The sequence below is a fragment of the Amazonocrinis nigriterrae CENA67 genome (assembly GCF_016056305.1).
Lineage (GTDB): Bacteria > Cyanobacteriota > Cyanobacteriia > Cyanobacteriales > Nostocaceae > Amazonocrinis > Amazonocrinis nigriterrae.
This window is the reverse complement of record NZ_JAECZC010000071.1, coordinates 1-20,612: the sequence shown is the minus strand read 5'-3', so window position 1 is coordinate 20,612 and position 20,612 is coordinate 1. Positions and strand designations below refer to the sequence as shown.

Genomic DNA, 20,612 nt, shown 5'->3' with positions numbered 1-20,612 from the left:
CCCCTGCACCCCTGCACCCCTGCACCCCTGCTTTCCTGTTCCCCTAAAAAATCTACCCACCACAAGGGTGTGTCACTGGAAAGGTATTGTTCGACTGTTCGCGCTAGGTGGGCAAAATCTTGCTGTGGAAATAGATACTGGTAACTTCGCTGCATGAACTTTACTAGCAGCGATCGCTCTAATGTTGAACCACGACGAATGGAGTATCCAGGTAGCAGTTGCTTAGACACTGATAGAAATTTTGGATTTTAAATTTTAGATTTTGGATTAAAAGTCTTTATGACAAGGCTGTTGCAGGCATCTCAAACATACTACTTAGGACTGACAAATCAAAAATCTCCTACTGTAATTGTTTTAGCTTCCTGTTCACAGTTAACAATGAAAAGTGCGGTCATTGAAAGACCGCCCACAAGGGGCGGGGCATGTACCTAGTGCATTCGTACTGAGTACTTTTGACTTTACTCAGCACTAAGTCAGGTCAATTAGTGGCTGAGCATGAGTGGGTAAAAAACTCACACCTACCTCTTCAATGGGTGCGGGGGCTGCCATATCAGAGGGTAGAAAGATGCGGGCGCTAACTGCCACTAGGGCAAATATGAATACCAACACTACAAGTAATGGGGCGATGTACTGACGGAAAATAGCCATATGTAGATTACAAGTAGCTAGGGTCTTTTTTGATCACCTAGCTGAAGATTTGTGAATTTTTCTTGACTTATTTTAGCGACTTTTTGAGTACGGAAAACATCAACTTACTGCTGATCGCGCTCTAAATCATCGAGTACTTTTTCGCAATACCAGCTTTCAGGCATGTCAGGATAGTTCTGTTTTGCCTGTTCAATTAACCGTTCGGCTGCGACTGCATCACCACCTAATTTAGCAATCAGCTTGTTTTTGAGATTACTCTCAGAGATGCTCTCGTTGATCTGGGTGGGTCTTTGTGCTGGTAATACTTGTGACTGTTCTCTCTTTAATTGCCAAAATAAAACGTAATAAAGTGTACCAAAAATTAAAATCAGACTGAGTGTTCCGAAAAGAGTTAGTAAATTAAACGTCAAAAATCCTAGAACTAACTGTGAGAGAACGTAGCCAAGTAATAAACCAGTGAGTAAGAGAATAAATGTGCCGACAACAATCACTACTTGGTTTCCCATAAATCCTCTTCTTCGTCAAGTCCTGGTCTGGATATTGCCACTGGCTTTTGATTCCAAGGGGCAAAGAATGGCAATAATAGCAATCCTGGTAGAGCGGCTATTGCTGTCAGCAGAAAGAATGTAGACCAACCTGTAGCTTCTGCCCATGTACCTGCTGGAGCTGTGAGAATATCTCTACTAAAACCCTGCAAACTCGAAAGTAAGGCGTACTGGGTAGCTGAAAAGCTTTGATTACAAAGACTCATCAAAAATGCTACAAAAGCGGCGGTTTCTAAACCAGCACAGAATTGTTCTATATTTACAGCAGCTATCATTAAATAGTAATTTTTACCTGTCACTGCGAGAGCAAAGAAAGCCAAGTTACCAACAGCTTGCAGTATAGCGAATATCCAAAGCGAGCGATTAATGCCAATTTTGGTCATTATTGCTCCAGCTGCCAAGGTGCCGACAATTGTGGCGAAAATTCCCAATGCACCAGGAAAGGCTATGTCGGTTTGAGTGAAATGTAAGCCTTTATCTAACAAAAATGGGGTGGATACGTTCTTGAGTAAAGAATCTCCCAACTTGTAGATCACAATGAATACCAGGATTAAAAATCCTTGTAGCCAGCCATGACGCTGGAAAAATTCGATGAAAGGTAATTTAACAGCGGCAGATAAAGTTTGAGGTGGGCGATCGCGTCCGGCTGGCTCTGGTGCAAAAATAGAACTGACTACGCCAACCAACATCAACAGCGACATCAACAAGTAAACTGCTGGCCATGGCATTCTATCTGCTAAAAATAGGGTGACATAACCTGTTACTAAAATGGCGAGACGATAACCCAAAAGGTAAATCGATGCTCCTGCACCTCTTTCTCGTTCCTCTAAAACATCAGTGCGGTAAGCATCAACGAGAATATCTTGACTGGCGCTAAAAAAAGCAACGGCTACCGCAGCAATTACTAAAGGCCGTAACCCTTGGGATGGGTTTTGTATAGCCATAGCTGCAATAGCCAATAGCAATCCTACTTGTGTAATTACTAGCCAACCTCGACGCCGCCCTAAAAAAGGCGGTACAAATCTATCTAGTAAAGGCGACCAGAGAAATTTTAAAGAATAGGGCAGCTTTACTAAACTAAAAGCAGCAATTGCTGCCAAACCGATTCCTTCTTTAGTCAACCATGCTTGTAATGTCTGACTGGTTAAGTATAACGGCAACCCTGATGAAAATCCCAGAAATAACAAAGCTCCCATCTTCGGGCTGCCAAAAATTCGTAGCAGCGATTTATTTGCTTCCACAATCTTTAGGCTTCCTTTTTATCTAAGTGAATAGCAGTTATCTTGCCATAGCTGCTGTGTAGTTCCGTGCAAGCATACAAACCTGCTAAGATTTTCTTTATTAAGATACACATTAGAGATTCTCTAACAGTGTGATTATTCCCTAATTTTCTTTAATGGAATAAACTTGATGCCCTCTAATTTCTACCCCGTGCGCGGTGAGGCATTTTTTCCAACCTTCGCGCGTACCGATTTCGCTTTTGAGCTTGAGCAGTCCTAATTGCTGTTCTTGTTGGGTAAGTTGGGCAAATTCTTCATAGCGGGGGTAGTTACTTGTGACAAAATTTTCTTTGCGGTGCAAAATAGGCGGATTTGCTCTATTGTCATAGTCTCGGTGAGTTATATATAGAGTTTTTAGGTCAATAGTTATACTTGCTTTCAAGGCTGGATGCGGGTCATTGTCGAATTCTGGATAAAAAAGATAGGATATTTGCGGTTTGTCTGTGTAATATTTAATGAGTGTGGCTTGATCTACACGCCCAATGGTGCGGCTGGCACAGCCTTCGTAAATTCGCAGTAATGGATCTAGTGCTGCTAAGGCAGAAACATGAACGTACAAAGCGCCGCGAGTATGTTTGCCAATTTTGCTTTTTTCACAGGCAGTTTGTACAACCTTGGGATTGCCCAAGCTGAAAAGCTTTTGGTCGGCTACTTGGCAAGCTTCATCATAGCTACCGAAAAAGGCTTTGATATCATAACGCATTTCTGGCGCTAGCTGATGGAATTTTGGGCGTTGATCAAAGTGGGTAAGAGCAAGATAAACTTGGATATCTAACGAGCGACGGTAGGCGATCGCATCCCATTCTGCCTCATCAGTGGCTTGCAAAACTATAGCAAAGGCACGGCGAAAATTACCAAATTCGTTTAGCAATTCTTGTTCATTTGTTAATTCACCTTTCACAGGTAGTCTGCCACGCTTGGTAAAAAAGGCCATCAGTGGTTCAAGCTTTTCTTGATAGTCTTCAAACCGCTTGCTGGGGATGCGGACTCGTGGGGTGGAAGTGCGAGAAAAGAAGCGGATAGCTTTGTAGTTCTCTTTTTCAATTTCATCACGAAAAACAAAGTAGACCCCCAGCGCCACCGGCACTGCATCTACATTTAAAACTTCATCAATGTATGTTTTAAGCTCTTGTTGTTCGTAATATTTCTGAAAAGTATTACGGCAAGTGACGATACCATCGCTATAAGCAAGCTGGGCTTTACTGGGAGCGTTAATCAAGACTTGAGCCGCGACAATTAAGACTTGTTGGGTGAGTTCCCAAGCTTGGATCAGGCTTTGGCGGCGTTCCTCTTGGTCTTCAATGACGTTGAGGACGTAACCCAAGTTCACTACATCGGCGGCGGTGATTGGTGTATTGGGGTAGTAGTAAGGATCCCAGCCGACACTGGTATAGCCTAATTTGGCTACTCGCTCTACATCACCACCGTATCCGCAACCGTAGTCAAAAAAAGTGGTATCCTGATTTAGGATTGCGGATTCTATTGCCAATCGTACAGGGCGAGATATGTCATTACGAGCGATCGCAGCTCTATGACGCTCGATTTCTAGCGCTTCGGACATAATATTCAGTTAACTGTTAACTATTAACTGTTAACTAATATCCTTTCAATCTTTAACCGCTAATTCAATTAAATCTTCAATTTTCTTGATATTTGGGTCGCCTGCTAAGTAACCAATGCCACGGTGTAAATGTAAGCGGAATTGAGTGGCGAGGGTTTCTTTGTCAGTACCTAAACCGTCATTGTGACAGCGTTGTTTGAGGGCGAGGAGGAGAATATCGGACATTTCACCGCCAAAGACGCGCCAAGTCATTTCGACGTTGCTATCTTGGGGAATTGGTACAGGGGATGGTGGGGTGGCTTCTGCTAGGGAACGACAAAACGCCCAACGGCAAAGAATATTCCATTGATCGATTTTGGTGTTACGTTTGAGTTTGAGGAGTTGGTCTTTGGCTGTTTGGGATAGTTTAATTCTTTCGATTGGGGATTCCATAATTTTGCTATAAGTTGAGGTAGCTTTCGTTTATAAACCCAAACAGTAGCGAACCGCAGTTTCAACTTCAAGCATTTTAGAGTCAGAAATCTTGCCAGATGGTTCAGCCGGAAAGCGATTTGGATCTAATGAACGAATCTGAAAACATAAAAAGACTGTTTCTATAAGCAATCCGCTGTCATTTGGAGTTAGTCGAATATTGGTTGGATAATCACGCTTAACATTTGTTCCTTTTGTGCCTACAACTACAATCACAACCAAAGGTAATTGATTGATAGCATCTATGGATAATACTAAAACTGATCGTGTGCCTGCCTGTTCTCGTCCTTGTACTGGATTAAGATTGACAAAATAAATCTGTCCTCTTTCAATGCTCACAAATTTTCTAAACCATCCATTTCTGTGAGGGCAAATTCATTATTTATGGAAGCAATTTCTGCTTGTATATCTAAGTCATTAACCATTGCTGATAGTTGTTCATTCATATATTTGATATTTGTAAAATTATTTGAAATTCTTTTTTTTCTTGCAATTGACTTGTGATACGTTCTAAGAGCCATTCTAGTTCTTCTATTGACAAATTGAATATTTCGCGCTCTATTTGTAGTAAATGTGGTGAATTCATGATTGCTTGTCTAACTGACTTAGTTAGATATATTGTAAATATTTTGAATACAAAAATTGCGATCGCTCAATTTTCTAGACCATCTCTACTACCAAAAGTATTGATTTTCTACTACTGTTGTTTGGCGGGTGGTGGAGTCGTATTTGAGGAGGTATTCGCGGGCGATCGCTTCATTTTTCCTCAGCGTTTCTACTTCTTTTTTACCGATTTCTGTATCAGTAGATAGCAGAATCACTTGGTGGCTGGCGGATGGAAAGTAGCGTTCAACTAAGTTGCTGCGGTGTGAGGAGTCGAGTCTGCCGAGGGGTGTGTCTATTGCTACTGGTAGACGGCGGCCGGAGACTCTGGCTAAACCCCAAAGGAAAGCGATCGCTAGTAGTTGTTTTTCACCCGCTGAGAGGCGATGTTTGGGAACGAGTTGACCATTTAAGTCATAAAGGGAAAGGCTGAAGGTATTGGTGTCAATGGCGATGCGATGTACTAAATCAGATTTGTGCAGTAGGTAGCGGAAGCACTCTGTGACATCGATTTCTAGTTTGTTCAGTTTTCTCAGGGTTAATTTTTCCCGAAAAATCTTTAGTGTATTTTGAACTTTACCAGCAGACGCAATAATATGTTCGTAGTTTTTGCGGTCAAGGTTTTGCTTAGTATATTCTTGTAAGTCCTTCTTAATATTTTTAATCTCAGCATCCAATTCATCACAGCGGCGTTTAGCAACTTCACTCTTCTGTTTAATTGCAGCAACTTTACTTTGTGCTGTTTCGAGTGCATCTACTAACTGTTTATAAGCTTCTGGTTCGGCTGCGGTTTGAATTTGTCTTTCTAATGTTATGATTTCTTCTTCTTTATTTTTCAGAATATTTATTTGCTGTTTAGCAATATTTTTAAAATTATGTAAATAATAGAAAACATTACCCAATTGACTCAACGTTTCAGCATCAGCTAATAACCAAGATTCTTCCGCTTGCAGAAAACTTGCTCGTAATGTCTCTTCATCTTGTTCTAAAAACACTTTGATTTTTTCTACTTGTTCTTGAGAAATACCTACTTGAGTAATCCAAGTGAGTAAACGTTGATCTCTTTGAGATAATAAATCACTTGCTACTTGTGCCTGTTGAATGCGGAACTCTGTTTCTCCCTGCCTTTGCACTTGAGTCAGTAAATTTTCTATCAAAGCTAAGGGTAAAATGTCTGCTGCTAATTCACACATTCCTTGACGTGCTTGTTCTACTTCAGCAGTCTTTTGCTTTTGCTGTAATTCTAATTGATTACGTTCCGCTGCAATTTTACCACCTTCAGAAACAAATCTATCAAATTTTTCTTGCTTTTCTTTTTCAGCTTTTTGTAATTCTATTTTTAATTCTTCTAGCTGATTACAAGTTATTTCATATTCATTTTGTTGCTGTTTCAGTTTTTCTTCAATTTCTTCTAAATCTGCTAAATCCTTACTATCAGCTAATTCTTTGCGTTTGCGGTTAACTAAAATTTCGATATCAACTGCTAAACGTTCCGCTAATTCTAAACCCAAAAGTCCGCGAATAGCATCTACTAAAATTGGTGGAGGTACTTCTTGTTCTGCAAGTTCTTTAACCTGTTCTCCATCAAAGAGAAACAAATTAGAGATTCCTAGCGGTAGAAGATTTTCAATATACTCATCCCAAATATTAACTAAAGCGGTGTCCAGCCATTCTTGAGCATCTAAAATACCCAAGTGGTCTTTACCGTCTTTAGGATTTTTTTCCCAAGTTCGCACGACACGGTATTTTACTGGCTTGTCATTTTCAATGTGTTCAAAAACCAATTCAATACGAGTTTTTTCTGTTGGGTCAGCATTGCTATTAACGCATTGTGTGAGAAAATCGCTATAACTCAAATTGTTACGGCTAGAACATTGGGCGCGATGTCCATAAAGTGCAAGACGAATAGCATCCATGAGGGTAGTTTTTCCCCCACCATTCATCCCGCCTAAGAGGATGATTGGACAAGAATTTTCTTCATCAATTTTGGGGTCAAGGTTAATAACTTGACGACCACAGTAAGGGCCAAAGTTTTGTAGTACTAGTTCCAGAAATATCATTTAATTAATTCGTAATTCGTAATTTGTAATTTTAGGGGTTAGAAATTTTTTTATAGGGTGTGCATTGCCCACCCTATCATATTTTCTACTACCTGAATAATAATCAAGTCCTCAGAATGTACCGCACTAAAATACTCATGAATTCCCCAGGGTTGGAACTAGGTAACAGAGGACTCCATTCGTTAACTTGTGCAAAACCGAGTTTGTACAAGGTGAGAATTGTGCTGTTGACACCTGTTTTAGAACCAAAAATTACCACTCTCACAGGTTCTCTGCTTGATGTTATTTCTGCGGGGGTACTGGAGGAGACAGAGGGCGTAGGGGTCTGAAAGGCATTAGCCAAAAAGCTTGTAGTCATTGTGATTGAGATGTTTTCTAAGTAAAAGGTGATGTCCCTTATACGGGACATAATTATCTTACACCTTTTGTCGCTTATACGGGACATTTACTTAGTTAGAAGCCTTTGACACAATCAAAGGCATGGGAAAAGCAGGCAAAGCCCTTAAACAGGTGTTAGAAATCTACGGCATTAGCCAAAACAAGTTAGCAGTGACGATGGGAACTGGACGCTCAAATGTTAATCGCTGGGTGAATGAGTTAATGGATCCTGTAGCCGAGGCGGTTCTAGAAATTCGCAATGCACTGAAGAAAATTAATCGAGCAGCGGCGGAAGAATTTATCAGGCTGTATTTGGAAGATTCTGATGAGGACGATAAACAAACCTAGTACAACAAAACCTAACGAAACAGTAATTACGAATTACGAATTACGAATTATTTTTGAACTTGATACTTGCCCAAGTTGATTGTTTAGCACTTTCAGCGTTACCTTCATCAACAGCATCCCCCAAAGTTAGCTGCTTGACTTTTTTAACATCACCTTGATCAATTGCTGTTTTTAAATCACGTCTCAAGTGAGCATTTTTAATCGCTTCTTCTGGAGAACGCGAACTCGTCTTAAAACAATTCTCTAGAGTGTCGTATATTCCCACGCGACGAGCCATTTTTCGATACTGGCGTTCTGTGTCTAATAATTTCGCCATCAATTCCAAGTGCATCGCATCATCTTCACAGATTTCTTCTAGTACAGTCCATTCATCGCTACCTAGTAAACTATAGCCAGCACCAGGACGGGTATCTTTAAATTCTTCTCCAGTCACTTCTTTATAAATGCGGGGTAAACTATCATCAAATTCGTGTCTTTCTTCTAGCCATATCCGACGAATTTCACTCAGTTCTTCTAGAGTAATTAGGGTAATATCGCGCATATTTTCTGGTGCAGTTTGTCGGATTTGTTTTTCTACTGTAAGTAGCTTTCTTAACCAATCTTCTCGTGCTTCTTTAAGATATGGGCCTGGAATCGGCTCAACAGATATTTCACCCTCTAAGTTACGTTCATACAGTTGGACATCACCATTTCTACGTCGAAAATCTCTCCGATCGCGGTTTTCTTCAGCATCCAATTCTTTACGTAAATCGAGTAGAGGTTGCATCCATTCTTTTTCTTCGTCATTTTGAATCATAGCTGCTAGTGATTTATCCTGACTCACTAACGTACAAACCCAGCAACCAAAACGAGAGCTACCACAACTAGGAGTGGATGTATCAACCACTAAAGGACATTCATTATCAGCAGAAGCACCTCTATACATAGCGAATAAATCTTGATTGCTATATCCCCAAGGATTTTGCCACTGCATTAAATAAATCCAAACTTCATCATTTTGCCAGTCTTCGATAGGGCTATAAACTAGAGAGTTGGGTAAGTTCATGTTAGGGCTGAGGCGATCGCGTACCCTCTTGGCTTCAAATTTTTTCATCCGAAGAGCGCGTTTTGTGCTTTCAGCCTTGCGAGTACCCAATACAACAATAGCTTCACCACTGGCTCGGATAACGTCACGAATAAAGCGATTAGAGGGATTAATTTTGAGACGTTCTGTACACCAGCGAAATTTTCCTCTTGGTGCTGGGTATCCTTTACCAATTAAACCCACCCAGAATGTCTCTTTAGGTTCTGGCTGTAACAAATGGGGTTCAAATGGTAATCCTTGGGCTTGGGCTTCAGATTTCATCTGTTTTAGAGAATTGCGTACCCATGCAGCAACAATAGGATTTTCTACCAGTGTATCTGTAGTGATCACGTAGATCGTTTTAGTTCTTTTCTCAGGTGGAAGTCCTGCGATCGCATTCCAGACAAGCTGCAAAGTCGCTGTGCTATCTTTACCCCCTGAGTAGCCCACAACCCAAGGTATTTGGTCTAAACAGTACAATTCTTGGATTTCGGTAGTAAGAGCTTGTATATCTTCCACTAAATCTGCTACAGTACGCGTTTGCTGACCTTTATTTTCTGGTTGTTGTGCTGTAGTCATTTCTCCCTACCTTTGAAAACACGGGCATTACCTCATATCTAAAATCTGGGGAATATAATTCACCACTTCACAGGCTAAACCTTTGTAAGCGGATCATACTTCATTAAAGTTTTTAAAAACTTCTCTAAATATTCCCGCATTTTTAGAAAATTAAGCTCAGTATACCACCTAGTTTTTAAAAACTATTATGAGAGATAGTACATCTGATCCAACTGCTGACATCGCTAGAGAGTATCTGGAACGCGAAACCAAGGATAAACAGGTACTTGCTTTACTACTGGAAAAGTTCCTGCAAAGAAAAGATCAGATTCTCGTTCAAAAAACAGAGATGGGCGGTACTGAGGCTTATGTTGGTTCTGTAACTTTGGAATGGTTTGCAGGTCGTGTTCACTTCGCCTCTGGCTTACCGTTGCTTCAGAAAAAGTACAACCCAGAAACTGATAACGTTGAAATTGACGCAGATAGTATTGATGAAATTCAGCAGCGTCCCCTTGATTGGTCACGTCAAGCACCTTTAGTACAGTATTTAGCAGCGCGGACAAATCATAAGTTTCCGCCGGTTCTGGTGGTGATTAATCAACCTTGGGTAGATAATCTCAAAGCTGCTGAATGGGATAGTGAGGGATGCGCCAAAAAATCTACCACAGATTTTACACCTCTAGATGCAGATGGTAAGGTTGGTCTGCTGAATGTTTCTGAAGAGGATGTGACCATTTATGTATTGGATGGTCAACACCGATTGATGGGGGTACAAGGGTTAATAGAGTTAATTAAAACTCGCAAACTTCAGCGTTATAAAAAAGATAAAACTGCTGACGAAAGTTTTATTACTGTAGATGATTTGATAGAACAGTACCAAATAGACTTGAATTACTTGCAAAACTTGCCTAAAGAAAAGATTGGTATTGAGTTTATTTGTGCGGTTGCGGCTGGGGAAACTCGTACTCAGGCGAGGCGAAGGGTAAGATCTATTTTTGTGCATGTCAATTTAATGGCTGCACCTTTGACTAAAGGTCAGTTAGCACAGCTAAATGAAGATGATGGTTTTTCAATTGTTGCGAGAAAAATAGCAGTTACTCATCCACTTCTAGAACAACGCCAGGGCCGCAACCCTCGCATTAATTGGAATAGTGCAACAGTAGCAGCGAATTCCACAGTTTTAACAACGCTGCAAGCCCTCCATGATATGTCTGAACGATATTTAGGGCAAAAATTTCCTCATTGGAAACCTTTAGAAAAAGGTTTAATTCCTATGCGACCAGAAGATGAGGAACTTGAACAGGGAATTAAGGAATTTAAACAACTATTTGATGGTTTGGCGAGTCTTCCTAGTTATAAGTTGCTGGAAGAAGAAGATACACCACCCTTACGACGCTTCAGCTTTGAAAAGGAAGGGGGTGAAGGAAATATGCTGTTCCGTCCTGTTGGTCAAGTAGCAGTAGCCCAAGCTTTGGGAATATTAGTTTTTAAAAAAGGTTTTTCGTTAGGAGATATTGTTAAGAAGTTGCGAAAATTCGACCAACAAGGCGGTTTTAGTGGGATGGAGTATCCACAATCTCTTTGGTATGGTGTTTTGTATGACCCAAATAAGAAACGGGTGCAGGTTGCTGGACGAGATTTAGCAGCGAAGTTACTAATTTATATTCTGGGTGGAATTCAGGATCAGATGGAACGTGCTGAAATTCGCAAGGCTTTAGCTAATGCTAGAACTGTAGAAAATAAAACAATTGGTTTTGATGGTAATTTTGTTGAGCCAAAAGTGGTAGGGCTTCCACTGATTTTATAGCTGGCAGAGCTAGCAAGGGGTTTTCATGCGCTTTTTACGGAGGTTTTAGTATAAAAAAGCCATACAATAATATAATCTACCATTTTCTAAGTTGTATAGATATTTGTATGGCTCAAACAAACGAGGATAGTAACAATAGTGTTACGCCAGAGGTCAAAGCTAAGTTTAGTACTTTGGTTGCACCGCTTTTTTCAGAACATTATCTTGAGTCCTGCTATGCAGGGTTAGTTTTTTACCAGGGAAAGCGGAAAATGTTACAAATAAATGTACCTGCTAAAGATTTACCTACTCTTCTCCAAGCTAAACCCTCTGATAAAAATGATCCTGATTCAGGTAAGAATCGACCCGAAGTGAAAGGTCATGCGAAGGAAATAAAAGACTATGTTGTTGAACGCGCTAAAGCCAACAAGCCCTGGGTTTTAGGAACAATTACAGCCAATGTTGACGAACAACATATTAAAATACACGAGTTAGGAAGAGGAATTTGTATAGTCGTTATTCCTAACGGAGTGAAATTAGATATTACAGATGGACAGCATCGCAAGAGTGCAATTCAAGAATTAATTTTGAGCGATGAAAGCTACTTAGTTGGTCGTGATCAGTTTGCCATTACGCTGATTTTAGAGGGAAACAAGCGCCAGTGCCAAACTGACTTCCGAGATATGGCTCAAACAAAGCAGCTAGATAATTCATTGTTATTGTCATTTGGTGAGTTTGAAGGTAGAGTTGGTATCACTAAAAATTTGATAGAACGAGTAAAAATGTTTTATGGAAAAACAAATAAAATTGGTAAAAATGCTAAACAGCAATTGATTTACACAACTAATTTTATAGCCCGGTTTGTCAGTTGTGTATTTACTGATAATGCAAAAGATGAGCTTAAAGGATATGATGTTGACAAATTATCTGAAGCTTTAATTGAGTGTTTGAATAGGTTTTTCTCGGAATGTAAAGACACAAAAGACATTTCTGAAACACCCGTAGATAAAATTACAATTCATCAAGTGGGTGCATTCAGGGAATCTTCTTTGCTGGGGGTAAGTGTTGGACTCGAAGTATTGGGTCGATTGCTGCACAGTATTTATGACAACAACAGTAATTATTTTGATACACAAAAAATTTCGCAATTAGCACAGTTAGACTGGTCGCGAAAAAATAGTATTTGGGAAAATAATGTAGTTAGAATATCGGCTAATGGTGACTATGAAGTTCAGAATAGGCCAACTGCCATAATAGATGCAGTCAATAGAGTAAAAAGCACTCTGGGATGGAATTAAATCTTTACTTTTGTGCAGCGCTTAAAAATTAAGAGAGGAATTTAGTCAAATCAAATTCCTCATCTTGTTTTTCTTCATTCATACGTTCATAACTGAGAAATAATAAAATTCGCTCTGAATAATCTACTGCTCCACGCAACTCATTTTGTAAGATTTCTAGTCCACCGTTAGCATACTCTTCAAAAATCTGGTTGCGTTGAGTATCATATTCATCTTCATTTAGAGATAATATTTTTATATCCTGAGTTTCAGTCATTCCCAGTAATTTAATTACTATATCATTTCCTACTGAAGCAAAATATTCTAATCTAATTGGAGATGGTTCTCTTTTAGAAATTTCTCCTAGAGGTACTCGCTTTTGATGTTTTGCACCCAAAGCAGCAGCAAACACAATCACATCAGCGAAGGTTTGGAAAGGCCCAGTACCACCATCTGCGGATGTTAAAGCTTTGACTAAATCTGCTTTATCTTTAGCAACCCTGATTCTGCCAGTTTCAGCCATGATGTTGATATCTATCTTGTTGCTATCTTAACCGAAGATGAGAGCGATCGCCTAGCAGGAAGACAGTTTGTGGTATCTTATACCAATTATCAAGCGATCGCTTCCTTTTTAAAAATACTTAGTGTCTTTGTGCCTTAGTGGTAAAAAATAATGAGTACTTACCCATTACGTTCAACCTCGACAATTTCCGTATACTCAAACTCATTCGGACTTTGCCTAACCAAAGGATATCTTTCCCCACTTAATTCAATATAATCTTGTTCACAATCTGGTTTGGAGGAATAATAAGTTAGCACATATTCCCTACCAATTCTCTCACTCATTTCCTGGGCAACTTCACCCCGCCATTGAGTTTTAGTTACTAACACAATTAACTGATTCGCCAATTTAGGAATTGTCTTAGCAATTTGACGGCGATAAATTTCATCCAAACTACCAAAAGGCGAATCCATCACAATTGGAAAGTTGCTGCTGTCGGGAAGCATCAGCATTTTACGCTTTTCACTCCATTCCCGGACTCTATCAATGATACTGGCAATAAAAGATAAACTGAGAATTTGATTTTCCCCTGTGGAAGCTGCAACAGATGCTTCTACACCTGATGTGTTTTCTACTAAAGTCAATTCATATTTTTCACTGATTTTTGGAATGTATGGTGTGAAAGAAATCTCAGTAAAAATTTCTTGCACACGCTTTTCTAGTTGGATACGAAACTGCTTTTCTTGGCGGTTCCTAACTTCTGTTAATCTTTCAATAGCATCTTGGGTAGCATTAATCCGTCGCTGTGCCAATGCTTGCCTATCTTCATTGAGTTTCTGTTTGGCGATTTGTTTACTTAAGGTATCAATTTCAGCTTGTAAGTTAGCGATTTGTTGCTGATTTGCACCTTGTTCCCGGTTTAATTCATCGATTTTACCTTCGATTTCATCTAACCGCTTTTGCAAACTGCTAATTTCTTCGTTGGCATCTTTTCGCAAGCGTTCTTGAATGTTATCTAATTCGCTTTCAACTTGGGATATTGTTTGGCGTAACTGATTTATTCTGGCTTGTTCTCTGTCAACTTCTTCCCAAAAGGTATTTGCTTGTTTATCAATTTCATCTACTTGGGCACTCATGCGAATCGCTGTTTCTTCCACCGCTGAAGAACCTGCCCTATCTAACCAGATTTGCACATTGGCGTGGGCATGACTTGCTTCGATTAATTCTGCACCGCAAATGCAGCGTTTCGATTTCAATAATTCATTGACAAATTCCCGCGAAATGCCAGAGGTTAATTCACCTTGCTGCTTGAGATTATTAATAATCTCCCGAAACTGCGCTGTAGTTTCCGTCAGTAATACGGTGTAACCTCGTGTGGAAATGATTTTTTTCAGGGCTTCCCTGGTTTGCCGCAGACTTTCTTGATTAGATAGTTTCTGCTTTTCTAATTCTTGTCTTCTTTCTTGCAGTTCCTTGGCAGCGCTGAGTTCTCGCAAACGGTTACTTGTCTCTTTTTTAAAAGTTTGTTGATATTCTAATTCTTGGTGAATTTCCGTTTGTCGCTTGGTAATACGTTCTATGTCACGTTCTATCTTTTCCTGCTGTCTCAAAAGCTGTTTAGTTTCCGAATCACCGATAGCTTTTAACTCATTTTCTAAGGTTTTTTTAGCTTCTCCCAAATGTCTGATAGAACGGTTAATTACCTCCACACCCAAGAAAATCTTCGTGGCTTCTGCAATTTCGGCTTTTTTGTCAGAACGAACTATCTCTTCAATACGTTCGCCGTCAAAGAAAAAATATTGATGTAAACTAGCTGGTAAAATTTGTCCAATGATTTCTTCTGGTTGCTGGAGGGGAAAATACCATCTGCCATCATCGCCAGCTACCTGCATCAATAATTCTGTCTTGCCGATGTCAAAGTCAATTTCGTTTTTATAAACTCGACATTGGCGTTTCACGTTGTAGCGTTTACTTTCATGTTCCCAAGTTATTTCTACCCAACATTCTACAGTTTGCCCAGTTTTGGCTTCTGCGATCGCTCTTTTATTTACTAACTGTTCTGTCGATGCAAAGGCGGCAGTAAATTTCTCATATAATACCCAAGTAAAGGCATTCAGTAAACTGGTTTTACCAGAGCCATTATTGCCATGAATTATCGTCGTGTTCTGATCATCTCCCCCTGCCAGGATGATCTCTGGTGTCTTACCATAAAAAGAACGAAAGTTGCACAGCTTGATTGCGGTTAGCTTCATCGCACTGCTTCCTTCACAATTGCCAAAATGTCATCATTAATATGACTGAGACTTTTTTTATCCAGTCTGCTTTTTTCTAGATGCCATACCCGCTCAATAATTTGTCGCACCTCCGGCGGAGCGCTGGTAATTGGCTCTTGAACATCATCGATATTCGCCTCTTGTGACATCTCGGTTTTTAAATAGCTTTTTTTCTATTCTACCCGTCTCTATTCCTGCCTTTACATCGGTAAAGCTACTATTTCCAGTATTTTGATTTTCTGCAAATTTAGAAAAGAAAATTTCAAAATTTTTTGATAAAAAGCTTTATTTTTAGAATATTTACTGATAGATTGTAATTATCTTCAAAATTTTCTTCATAATGGGGTGTTTGTAGCTTTAAAAATTTTGTAAACACCCCATTGTAATATGATTTAGCCTGATATTTAAGTATCTTCTCATATCTGATGTTCCGATGTCAATTTTTAGAAAAAACTTTACAAAATAGTTGGCAGATAACTGATGATGACCAAAGCAAAAGTTTACTCCTATCCCAGTGTAAAAATATCTATTTTTTTACGAACCACAGAGGCGCAGAGAACACAGAGCTAGAGAGATTATAGGTGATCTTATGCTGGGATGGGAATAGGATTGCTATAAAAGTCCCAATTCCCCAGTCACCAGTCCCCATTCCCCATTCCCCAATTTAAATATCTAATAATCCATAGCGCTTTTGTAAATTGAGTAATTTCATTCTGGCTTTGCCGGCGTTATCTGCTAAATCAGCAAATTCGACAAAGCGACGCAATTCTTTTCTTAACAAGTTACGCTCAACTTCTATGGTTTCTCTATCTAAGTCTGGCGGCAAGACTATCATGTCAAATATAGTAGCGCGTTCCTTACCTGGATGAGGTCGTAAAACTCGCCCCCGCCGCTGGATAAACTGACGGGGATTACCAGAACTTGATAAAATCACAGCTGTTTGAATTGCTGGAATATCAACTCCTTCATCTAAACAGCGAATTGCCACCAAACCTTGCAATTCACCACTTTCAAATTGACGGCGTAAAATTTCTCTTTCTTGTAAAGGTGTTTGAGCAGTATAGGTACTAACTTTATACCCTAGTTCTCCTCCTAAAATTTTCGCAACAGCTTTGAGTTGTCGCAGTGATGAACGTTGCCCAACTTCTTGCGAACCATCACTACAATAAAAAAGTGTATGTGTTGTGTCTTTGCGAGTTGCCATTAAATCTCGCAAAGCAATTAATTTATTTTCCGCTGCACCAATTAACCTGGCCCTTTGCATTAACAAAGGCTTTAAATCTTCATTTTCTTCAAAGTTTCCTGGTTCTCCATTTTCTCGTTCTCGATACAACAGCGATCGCCCGATTTTTTTTGTTAATTTTAAATAAGCAATACTTTCGGCTTCAGTTAACTCTACTAGTATTGGATAATACAAGTAATGCACCAAAGCACCACAAGCGATCGCATTCCTTAAAGTAAACTCTGGTTGGAGAACTGGGCCGAAATAATCAAATAAAGATTGTGTCCCGCCATCATCAAAATACCTCTCTGGTGTGGCAGATAAAGCCAGTCGCAAACCTACCCGCCTTGGCAAACTTTCTTCTAATTTGGGTGCGCCTAAATTATGCGCTTCATCACCAATAATTAAAGTCTTAGCAGGAAAATATTTCAGTTGAGACTGAAACCCATCTCCAATTAATGTGGAGTTGGTGGTAATTACCGTGACAAACTTCTGCGAACCAGAACGCAGATTATAAAGTTGCGTGGAAAGTTGACTTTGCCAACTACGTAAATTATCGAAAGCTAAAATCGGTTGTAAGTTAAATTTTTCACATTCTCGCGCCCATTGCGTCACCAAATGACGGTAGGGACACACCACTAACAATACCTGTAAATTAATCTGCTGATATAATTCACAAGCGATCGCTAGTGCTGTGATAGTTTTACCACTACCAGTAGCCATTTTTAACGTACCTCTGCCATTATTCGCAAACCAGTTAGCAATAGCTTGTTGCTGATACTGTCGCAATTGCAGAGATAAAGGTAATCTTGGACATCCTGGTAATGGTTGCCGAGTTTCATACCTGCCCTGACTTTCCCCTACAATTGGTAATCGCAGGCGAAAATAGGGCAGTTGTTGCACTGGATTTCGCGTCAAGTACATAAAATGTTACAAACAATGGCGATGAACCCTAATAAAGAGTAGGGAGTTATTAATTCAAGACTCAGCACTCAGCACTCAGCACTCAGCACTCAAGACTCAGCACTCAGCACTCAAGACTCAGCACTCAGCACTCAGCACTCAGCACTCAATTGTACCCACGCCAAACGCCAATGAGAGAACCTTGTACTTGTACTTGCATAGCCGGGACTTCAATGGGGTTGTATTTGGGATTTGCTGGTTTAAGAATGACGCGATCGCTTTGTCGATAAAAACGTTTTAAAGTTGTACCGTACCCATCAACTCTCGCGGCGACGATAGTCCCATTTTTCAGATGTTCCGGTTCTGGTACTGGACGCAGAAATACTAAATCTCCATCAGCAATTAAATCTTCAATCATGCTATCCCCAGCCACCCGTAAAGCGAAGCTTTGGGGAGGTAATGAGAAATTAGAAAAGTCTAAATGATCTACAGCATCGGTAAACGGTTCAATTAAACCACCAGCCGCAATTGTGCCCAAAATTGGTACACCTTGTTTTGCACCACGTAAAATTCGTATAGTCCGCGCTTTCCCTTCAGTCCATTCAATGTATCCTTTCGTGCGTAAATGTTCTAAACGACTTTGAATTGGTGCAGGTGACTTTAAGTTCATCGCTTGCATCATCTGCCGAATGGAAGGTGAATGCTGATGCATTCTGATATATTCTGCCAACCATTCATAAAGTTCTTTTTGAGCTTCGGTTAACCTTTCCATAAATTTGTTGGGAGATAATTATAAATGTCTCTAGAACATTAGTACTACAAAAAAACTCCCATAACAAGATAAAAATTAGAAGTCTCAAGGATAAAGTGGGAAATTTGATTTTACTTTATCCTTTACACTTCATGCTTTAGCCTTCATTTTGCACCTAAAATGCTGGCTAGCAAAGCTTTTTGGGCGTGTAAGCGATTTTCAGCTTGTTCCCAAACTCGTGACTGAGAACCTTCAATGACAGCTTCAGTAATTTCTTCACCACGATGTGCTGGTAAGCAGTGTAAAACAATTGCGTCTGGTTCGGCAAGACTTAATAACGACTCAGAAATTTGATAAGGTTGAAAAATTGGCAAGCGATCATCTGCTTCTGTTTCTTGACCCATACTTGCCCAAACATCGGTGTAAAGTACATTAGCTTGCTTTGCTGCTAATTCTGGGTCATGAGTGAGAATTACTTCAGTTTTATTATTAGCGATCGCGCGTGCTTGTTCCACAATGCTAGCATTTGGCTCATATCCACTAGGCGTGGCAATCTTAACATTCATTCCTACCAAAGCACAGCCCAGCATGAGAGAATTGGCGACATTATTACCATCACCCACATAGGTCAAAGTTAAGCCAGCAAGAGTGCCAAAACTTTCTTGAATCGTCAATAAATCAGCCAATACCTGACAAGGATGTTCTAAATCGGTCAACGCATTAATTACAGGAATCTTGGCATAGTCAGCAAAAATTTCCAACTCCTGCTGTGCAAAAGTCCGAATTGCCAAAATATCCAAATATCGATCCAAAACTCGTGCTGTATCCTGTACAGGTTCCCCGCGACTGACTTGGGTGACATTAGGGTTAAGGTCAATTACCTGTCCACCCAGTTGGTACATCGCCACAGTAAAACTCACTCTTGTGCGAGTTGAAGCTTTAGAGAACAACAAACCCAGCACCTTGTTACACTGCAACTGCAACTGTTGTGATTTCAATTGCGTCGCCAATTGCAGGAGTTCTTGTAATTCTGTTGGACTGAGGTCAGCCAAACTCAAAAAATCTCGTCCGCTTAATGCTGCCATGCTTTTGCTGTATAAAGAACAATTATCTATTTCTGTTCTTGTCCAGAAATTGAACAGGACTCACGCAAACAACAGCCGAAACCCTGATTTTCCAAGTATCAAATAGGGTGTAGTGTTGCGTAAGTCCTATGAAATTAGCTTTTGCTATGCATATTAATTTATCAACTTTCTTTGTGATTCAAATCATTGATTTTTGGGTTTGGTGACATTTTTCATCAACGATGACTGATAACCGTGAACAGTAAGGGCGTACAGTTGTACGCCCCTACTACCGATTCATGTGTTGCAAACATTTTTATAAATGCTATTAGGAATCGCTAGACAAATCACTTATTTGTGGTAAGATAAGAAGTCGGTTGGTGTTTAAAAGCAATCACCAAGCTTGCCAGCATAGCACAGTGGTAGTGCATCCGACTTGTAATCGGAAGGTCGTCGGTTCAAATCCGACTGCTGGCTTTATGAACATTAAAGGGCATACACGGAGGCAAATAATGGGATTGGCTGGGGTAAGAATTGTCTTGGTTGAACCAGCTGGCCCCCTCAACGTGGGTGCGATCGCACGGGCGATGAAAAATTTCGGGCTAGATCAACTAATATTAGTCAACCCCCAATGCGACCCGCTATCAGCGGAAGCCATGAAAATGGCAGTTCATGCCAAGGACGTTTTAGAATGTGCGGTGATAGTAGATACATTACCAGCCGCCTTGCAGGGATGTATCCGAGCGATCGCAACAACTGGGCGTATGCATGATTGGCAAATACCATTAGAAAATCCCCGCACAGCACTACCTTGGTTACTAGAACAACCAGGTCAACCCGCAGCGTTGATTTTTGGTAGGGAAGACCGGGGATTAAGTAATGAAGAATTAAATTATGCCCAGCGATTTGTCCGCATTCCTACAAATGAAAACTATCCATCCCTGAATTTAGCTACTGCTGTAGCCTTATGTTGCTACGAACTCGCCCAATGTATACCACCTGAAACACCAACCCCAAGTGAAATTGAATACGCGCCTTTAGAACTTGTAGAAGTATACTATCAACAATTAGAATCACTACTATTGCAAATTGGTTATCTGTATCCTCATACCGCAGCCAGTCGCATGGAAAAATTTCGGCAACTGTATAATCGCGCCCACCTGCAAACAAAAGAAGTGGCAATGCTACGAGGAATTTTACGCCAAGTAGAATGGGCATTAAGTAATCATAATAATGAGTAATGGGCATGGGGCATGGGGCATTGGGCATTGGTTTAGTTATTCTCCCCCTCATCTCCCTCATCCCCCTCATCTCCCCCA

Annotated in this window: 19 protein-coding genes, 1 tRNA gene and 1 pseudogene; 5 read left to right on the top strand and 16 right to left on the bottom strand. The window is 40.2% G+C overall.

Going from position 1 to position 20,612, the window contains the following annotated elements; genetic code table 11:
- From I8748_RS26915 to I8748_RS26870, 9 genes and pseudogenes are all read right to left on the bottom strand, one after another.
- Nucleotides 1–230: pseudogene (locus I8748_RS26915) on the bottom strand (GNAT family N-acetyltransferase); the annotation flags it as partial.
- 238 nt (nucleotides 231–468) lie between these two features.
- Nucleotides 469–648 carry a hypothetical protein gene (locus I8748_RS26910; protein WP_198127581.1) on the bottom strand — a complete coding sequence of 60 codons (180 nt, stop codon included), beginning with the start codon at nucleotides 646–648 and terminating at the stop codon, nucleotides 469–471.
- Nucleotides 649–752: 104 nt separating this feature from the next.
- Complete coding sequence (locus I8748_RS26905; RefSeq protein WP_198127580.1) at nucleotides 753–1,154, bottom strand: ABC transporter permease; 402 nt, start codon at nucleotides 1,152–1,154, stop codon at nucleotides 753–755.
- Nucleotides 1,139–2,434 carry an AmpG family muropeptide MFS transporter gene (locus tag I8748_RS26900; RefSeq protein ID WP_198127579.1) on the bottom strand — a complete coding sequence of 432 codons (1,296 nt, stop codon included), beginning with the start codon at nucleotides 2,432–2,434 and terminating at the stop codon, nucleotides 1,139–1,141. The genes I8748_RS26905 and I8748_RS26900 overlap by 16 nt, the downstream gene beginning before the upstream one ends.
- 142 nt (nucleotides 2,435–2,576) lie before the next feature.
- Complete coding sequence (locus I8748_RS26895) at nucleotides 2,577–4,034, bottom strand: DNA phosphorothioation-associated putative methyltransferase (RefSeq protein ID WP_198127578.1); 1,458 nt, start codon at nucleotides 4,032–4,034, stop codon at nucleotides 2,577–2,579.
- Nucleotides 4,035–4,079: 45 nt separating this feature from the next.
- On the bottom strand, nucleotides 4,080–4,466 hold the full coding sequence (gene dndE, locus I8748_RS26890; RefSeq protein ID WP_198127577.1) for a DNA sulfur modification protein DndE: 387 nt from the start codon (nucleotides 4,464–4,466) through the stop codon (nucleotides 4,080–4,082).
- 30 nt (nucleotides 4,467–4,496) lie between these two features.
- A complete protein-coding gene (locus I8748_RS26885) occupies nucleotides 4,497–4,844 on the bottom strand; it encodes a type II toxin-antitoxin system PemK/MazF family toxin (protein WP_198127576.1) in 348 nt (115 codons plus the stop codon).
- Nucleotides 4,845–5,179: 335 nt separating this feature from the next.
- Nucleotides 5,180–7,168, bottom strand: coding sequence for a DNA sulfur modification protein DndD (gene dndD, locus I8748_RS26875; protein ID WP_198127575.1), 1,989 nt, complete (start codon nucleotides 7,166–7,168; stop codon nucleotides 5,180–5,182).
- Between the two features lie 103 nt (nucleotides 7,169–7,271).
- A complete protein-coding gene (locus I8748_RS26870) occupies nucleotides 7,272–7,526 on the bottom strand; it encodes a hypothetical protein (RefSeq protein ID WP_198127583.1) in 255 nt (84 codons plus the stop codon).
- A gap of 122 nt (nucleotides 7,527–7,648) precedes the next feature.
- Between I8748_RS26870 and I8748_RS26865 the strand changes: the two genes are divergently transcribed.
- On the top strand, nucleotides 7,649–7,894 hold the full coding sequence (locus tag I8748_RS26865; protein ID WP_198127574.1) for a helix-turn-helix domain-containing protein: 246 nt from the start codon (nucleotides 7,649–7,651) through the stop codon (nucleotides 7,892–7,894).
- 40 nt (nucleotides 7,895–7,934) lie between these two features.
- Here I8748_RS26865 and dndC read toward each other — a convergent pair whose 3' ends face one another.
- Nucleotides 7,935–9,536, bottom strand: coding sequence for a DNA phosphorothioation system sulfurtransferase DndC (dndC, locus tag I8748_RS26860; protein WP_198127573.1), 1,602 nt, complete (start codon nucleotides 9,534–9,536; stop codon nucleotides 7,935–7,937).
- Nucleotides 9,537–9,723: 187 nt separating this feature from the next.
- Here dndC and I8748_RS26855 point away from each other — a divergent pair, with 187 nt between their 5' ends.
- Together I8748_RS26855 and I8748_RS26850 are read left to right on the top strand one after the other, a co-directional pair.
- Nucleotides 9,724–11,322 carry a DGQHR domain-containing protein gene (locus I8748_RS26855; RefSeq protein WP_198127572.1) on the top strand — a complete coding sequence of 533 codons (1,599 nt, stop codon included), beginning with the start codon at nucleotides 9,724–9,726 and terminating at the stop codon, nucleotides 11,320–11,322.
- Nucleotides 11,323–11,429: 107 nt separating this feature from the next.
- Nucleotides 11,430–12,599: a DNA sulfur modification protein DndB gene (locus I8748_RS26850; protein ID WP_198127571.1), complete on the top strand. Its 1,170-nt coding sequence runs from the start codon at nucleotides 11,430–11,432 to the stop codon at nucleotides 12,597–12,599.
- A gap of 28 nt (nucleotides 12,600–12,627) precedes the next feature.
- Here the strand turns inward: I8748_RS26850 and I8748_RS26845 are convergent, their stop codons facing one another.
- From I8748_RS26845 to argF, 6 genes are all read right to left on the bottom strand, one after another.
- The gene (locus I8748_RS26845) at nucleotides 12,628–13,101 is read right to left on the bottom strand and encodes a DNA phosphorothioation-associated protein 4 (RefSeq protein ID WP_198127570.1); all 474 of its coding nucleotides are present in this window, start codon (nucleotides 13,099–13,101) and stop codon (nucleotides 12,628–12,630) included.
- 158 nt (nucleotides 13,102–13,259) lie between these two features.
- A complete protein-coding gene (locus I8748_RS26840; protein WP_198127569.1) occupies nucleotides 13,260–15,332 on the bottom strand; it encodes an AAA family ATPase in 2,073 nt (690 codons plus the stop codon).
- Complete coding sequence (locus tag I8748_RS26835) at nucleotides 15,329–15,502, bottom strand: hypothetical protein (RefSeq protein ID WP_198127568.1); 174 nt, start codon at nucleotides 15,500–15,502, stop codon at nucleotides 15,329–15,331. Before I8748_RS26835 ends, I8748_RS26840 begins: the two co-directional genes overlap by 4 nt.
- A 515-nt stretch (nucleotides 15,503–16,017) precedes the next feature.
- Nucleotides 16,018–17,499, bottom strand: a complete 1,482-nt coding sequence (locus I8748_RS26830; protein ID WP_198127567.1) for a DNA phosphorothioation system restriction enzyme — start codon at nucleotides 17,497–17,499, stop codon at nucleotides 16,018–16,020.
- 145 nt (nucleotides 17,500–17,644) lie between these two features.
- Nucleotides 17,645–18,250, bottom strand: coding sequence for a transcriptional repressor LexA (gene lexA / locus I8748_RS26825; RefSeq protein ID WP_198127566.1), 606 nt, complete (start codon nucleotides 18,248–18,250; stop codon nucleotides 17,645–17,647).
- 143 nt (nucleotides 18,251–18,393) lie between these two features.
- The gene (gene argF / locus I8748_RS26820) at nucleotides 18,394–19,314 is read right to left on the bottom strand and encodes an ornithine carbamoyltransferase (RefSeq protein WP_198127565.1); all 921 of its coding nucleotides are present in this window, start codon (nucleotides 19,312–19,314) and stop codon (nucleotides 18,394–18,396) included.
- A gap of 384 nt (nucleotides 19,315–19,698) precedes the next feature.
- Here argF and I8748_RS26815 point away from each other — a divergent pair.
- Together I8748_RS26815 and I8748_RS26810 are read left to right on the top strand one after the other, a co-directional pair.
- A tRNA-Thr gene (locus tag I8748_RS26815) sits at nucleotides 19,699–19,770 on the top strand.
- Between the two features lie 35 nt (nucleotides 19,771–19,805).
- The gene (locus I8748_RS26810) at nucleotides 19,806–20,534 is read left to right on the top strand and encodes an RNA methyltransferase (RefSeq protein ID WP_198127582.1); all 729 of its coding nucleotides are present in this window, start codon (nucleotides 19,806–19,808) and stop codon (nucleotides 20,532–20,534) included.
- Nucleotides 20,535–20,612 lie beyond the last annotated feature (78 nt).

Coding starts and splice junctions, on each gene's coding strand:
- I8748_RS26910 (WP_198127581.1), bottom strand. CDS start 648: ATGGCTATTTTCCGTCAGTACATCGCCCCATTACTTGTAGTGTTGGTA.
- I8748_RS26905 (WP_198127580.1), bottom strand. CDS start 1,154: ATGGGAAACCAAGTAGTGATTGTTGTCGGCACATTTATTCTCTTACTC.
- I8748_RS26895 (WP_198127578.1), bottom strand. CDS start 4,034: ATGTCCGAAGCGCTAGAAATCGAGCGTCATAGAGCTGCGATCGCTCGT.
- dndE (WP_198127577.1), bottom strand. CDS start 4,466: ATGGAATCCCCAATCGAAAGAATTAAACTATCCCAAACAGCCAAAGAC.
- dndD (WP_198127575.1), bottom strand. CDS start 7,168: ATGATATTTCTGGAACTAGTACTACAAAACTTTGGCCCTTACTGTGGT.
- I8748_RS26870 (WP_198127583.1), bottom strand. CDS start 7,526: ATGACTACAAGCTTTTTGGCTAATGCCTTTCAGACCCCTACGCCCTCT.
- I8748_RS26865 (WP_198127574.1), top strand. CDS start 7,649: ATGGGAAAAGCAGGCAAAGCCCTTAAACAGGTGTTAGAAATCTACGGC.
- dndC (WP_198127573.1), bottom strand. CDS start 9,536: ATGACTACAGCACAACAACCAGAAAATAAAGGTCAGCAAACGCGTACT.
- I8748_RS26855 (WP_198127572.1), top strand. CDS start 9,724: ATGAGAGATAGTACATCTGATCCAACTGCTGACATCGCTAGAGAGTAT.
- I8748_RS26850 (WP_198127571.1), top strand. CDS start 11,430: ATGGCTCAAACAAACGAGGATAGTAACAATAGTGTTACGCCAGAGGTC.
- I8748_RS26845 (WP_198127570.1), bottom strand. CDS start 13,101: ATGGCTGAAACTGGCAGAATCAGGGTTGCTAAAGATAAAGCAGATTTA.
- I8748_RS26840 (WP_198127569.1), bottom strand. CDS start 15,332: ATGAAGCTAACCGCAATCAAGCTGTGCAACTTTCGTTCTTTTTATGGT.
- I8748_RS26835 (WP_198127568.1), bottom strand. CDS start 15,502: ATGTCACAAGAGGCGAATATCGATGATGTTCAAGAGCCAATTACCAGC.
- I8748_RS26830 (WP_198127567.1), bottom strand. CDS start 17,499: ATGTACTTGACGCGAAATCCAGTGCAACAACTGCCCTATTTTCGCCTG.
- lexA (WP_198127566.1), bottom strand. CDS start 18,250: ATGGAAAGGTTAACCGAAGCTCAAAAAGAACTTTATGAATGGTTGGCA.
- argF (WP_198127565.1), bottom strand. CDS start 19,314: ATGGCAGCATTAAGCGGACGAGATTTTTTGAGTTTGGCTGACCTCAGT.
- I8748_RS26810 (WP_198127582.1), top strand. CDS start 19,806: ATGGGATTGGCTGGGGTAAGAATTGTCTTGGTTGAACCAGCTGGCCCC.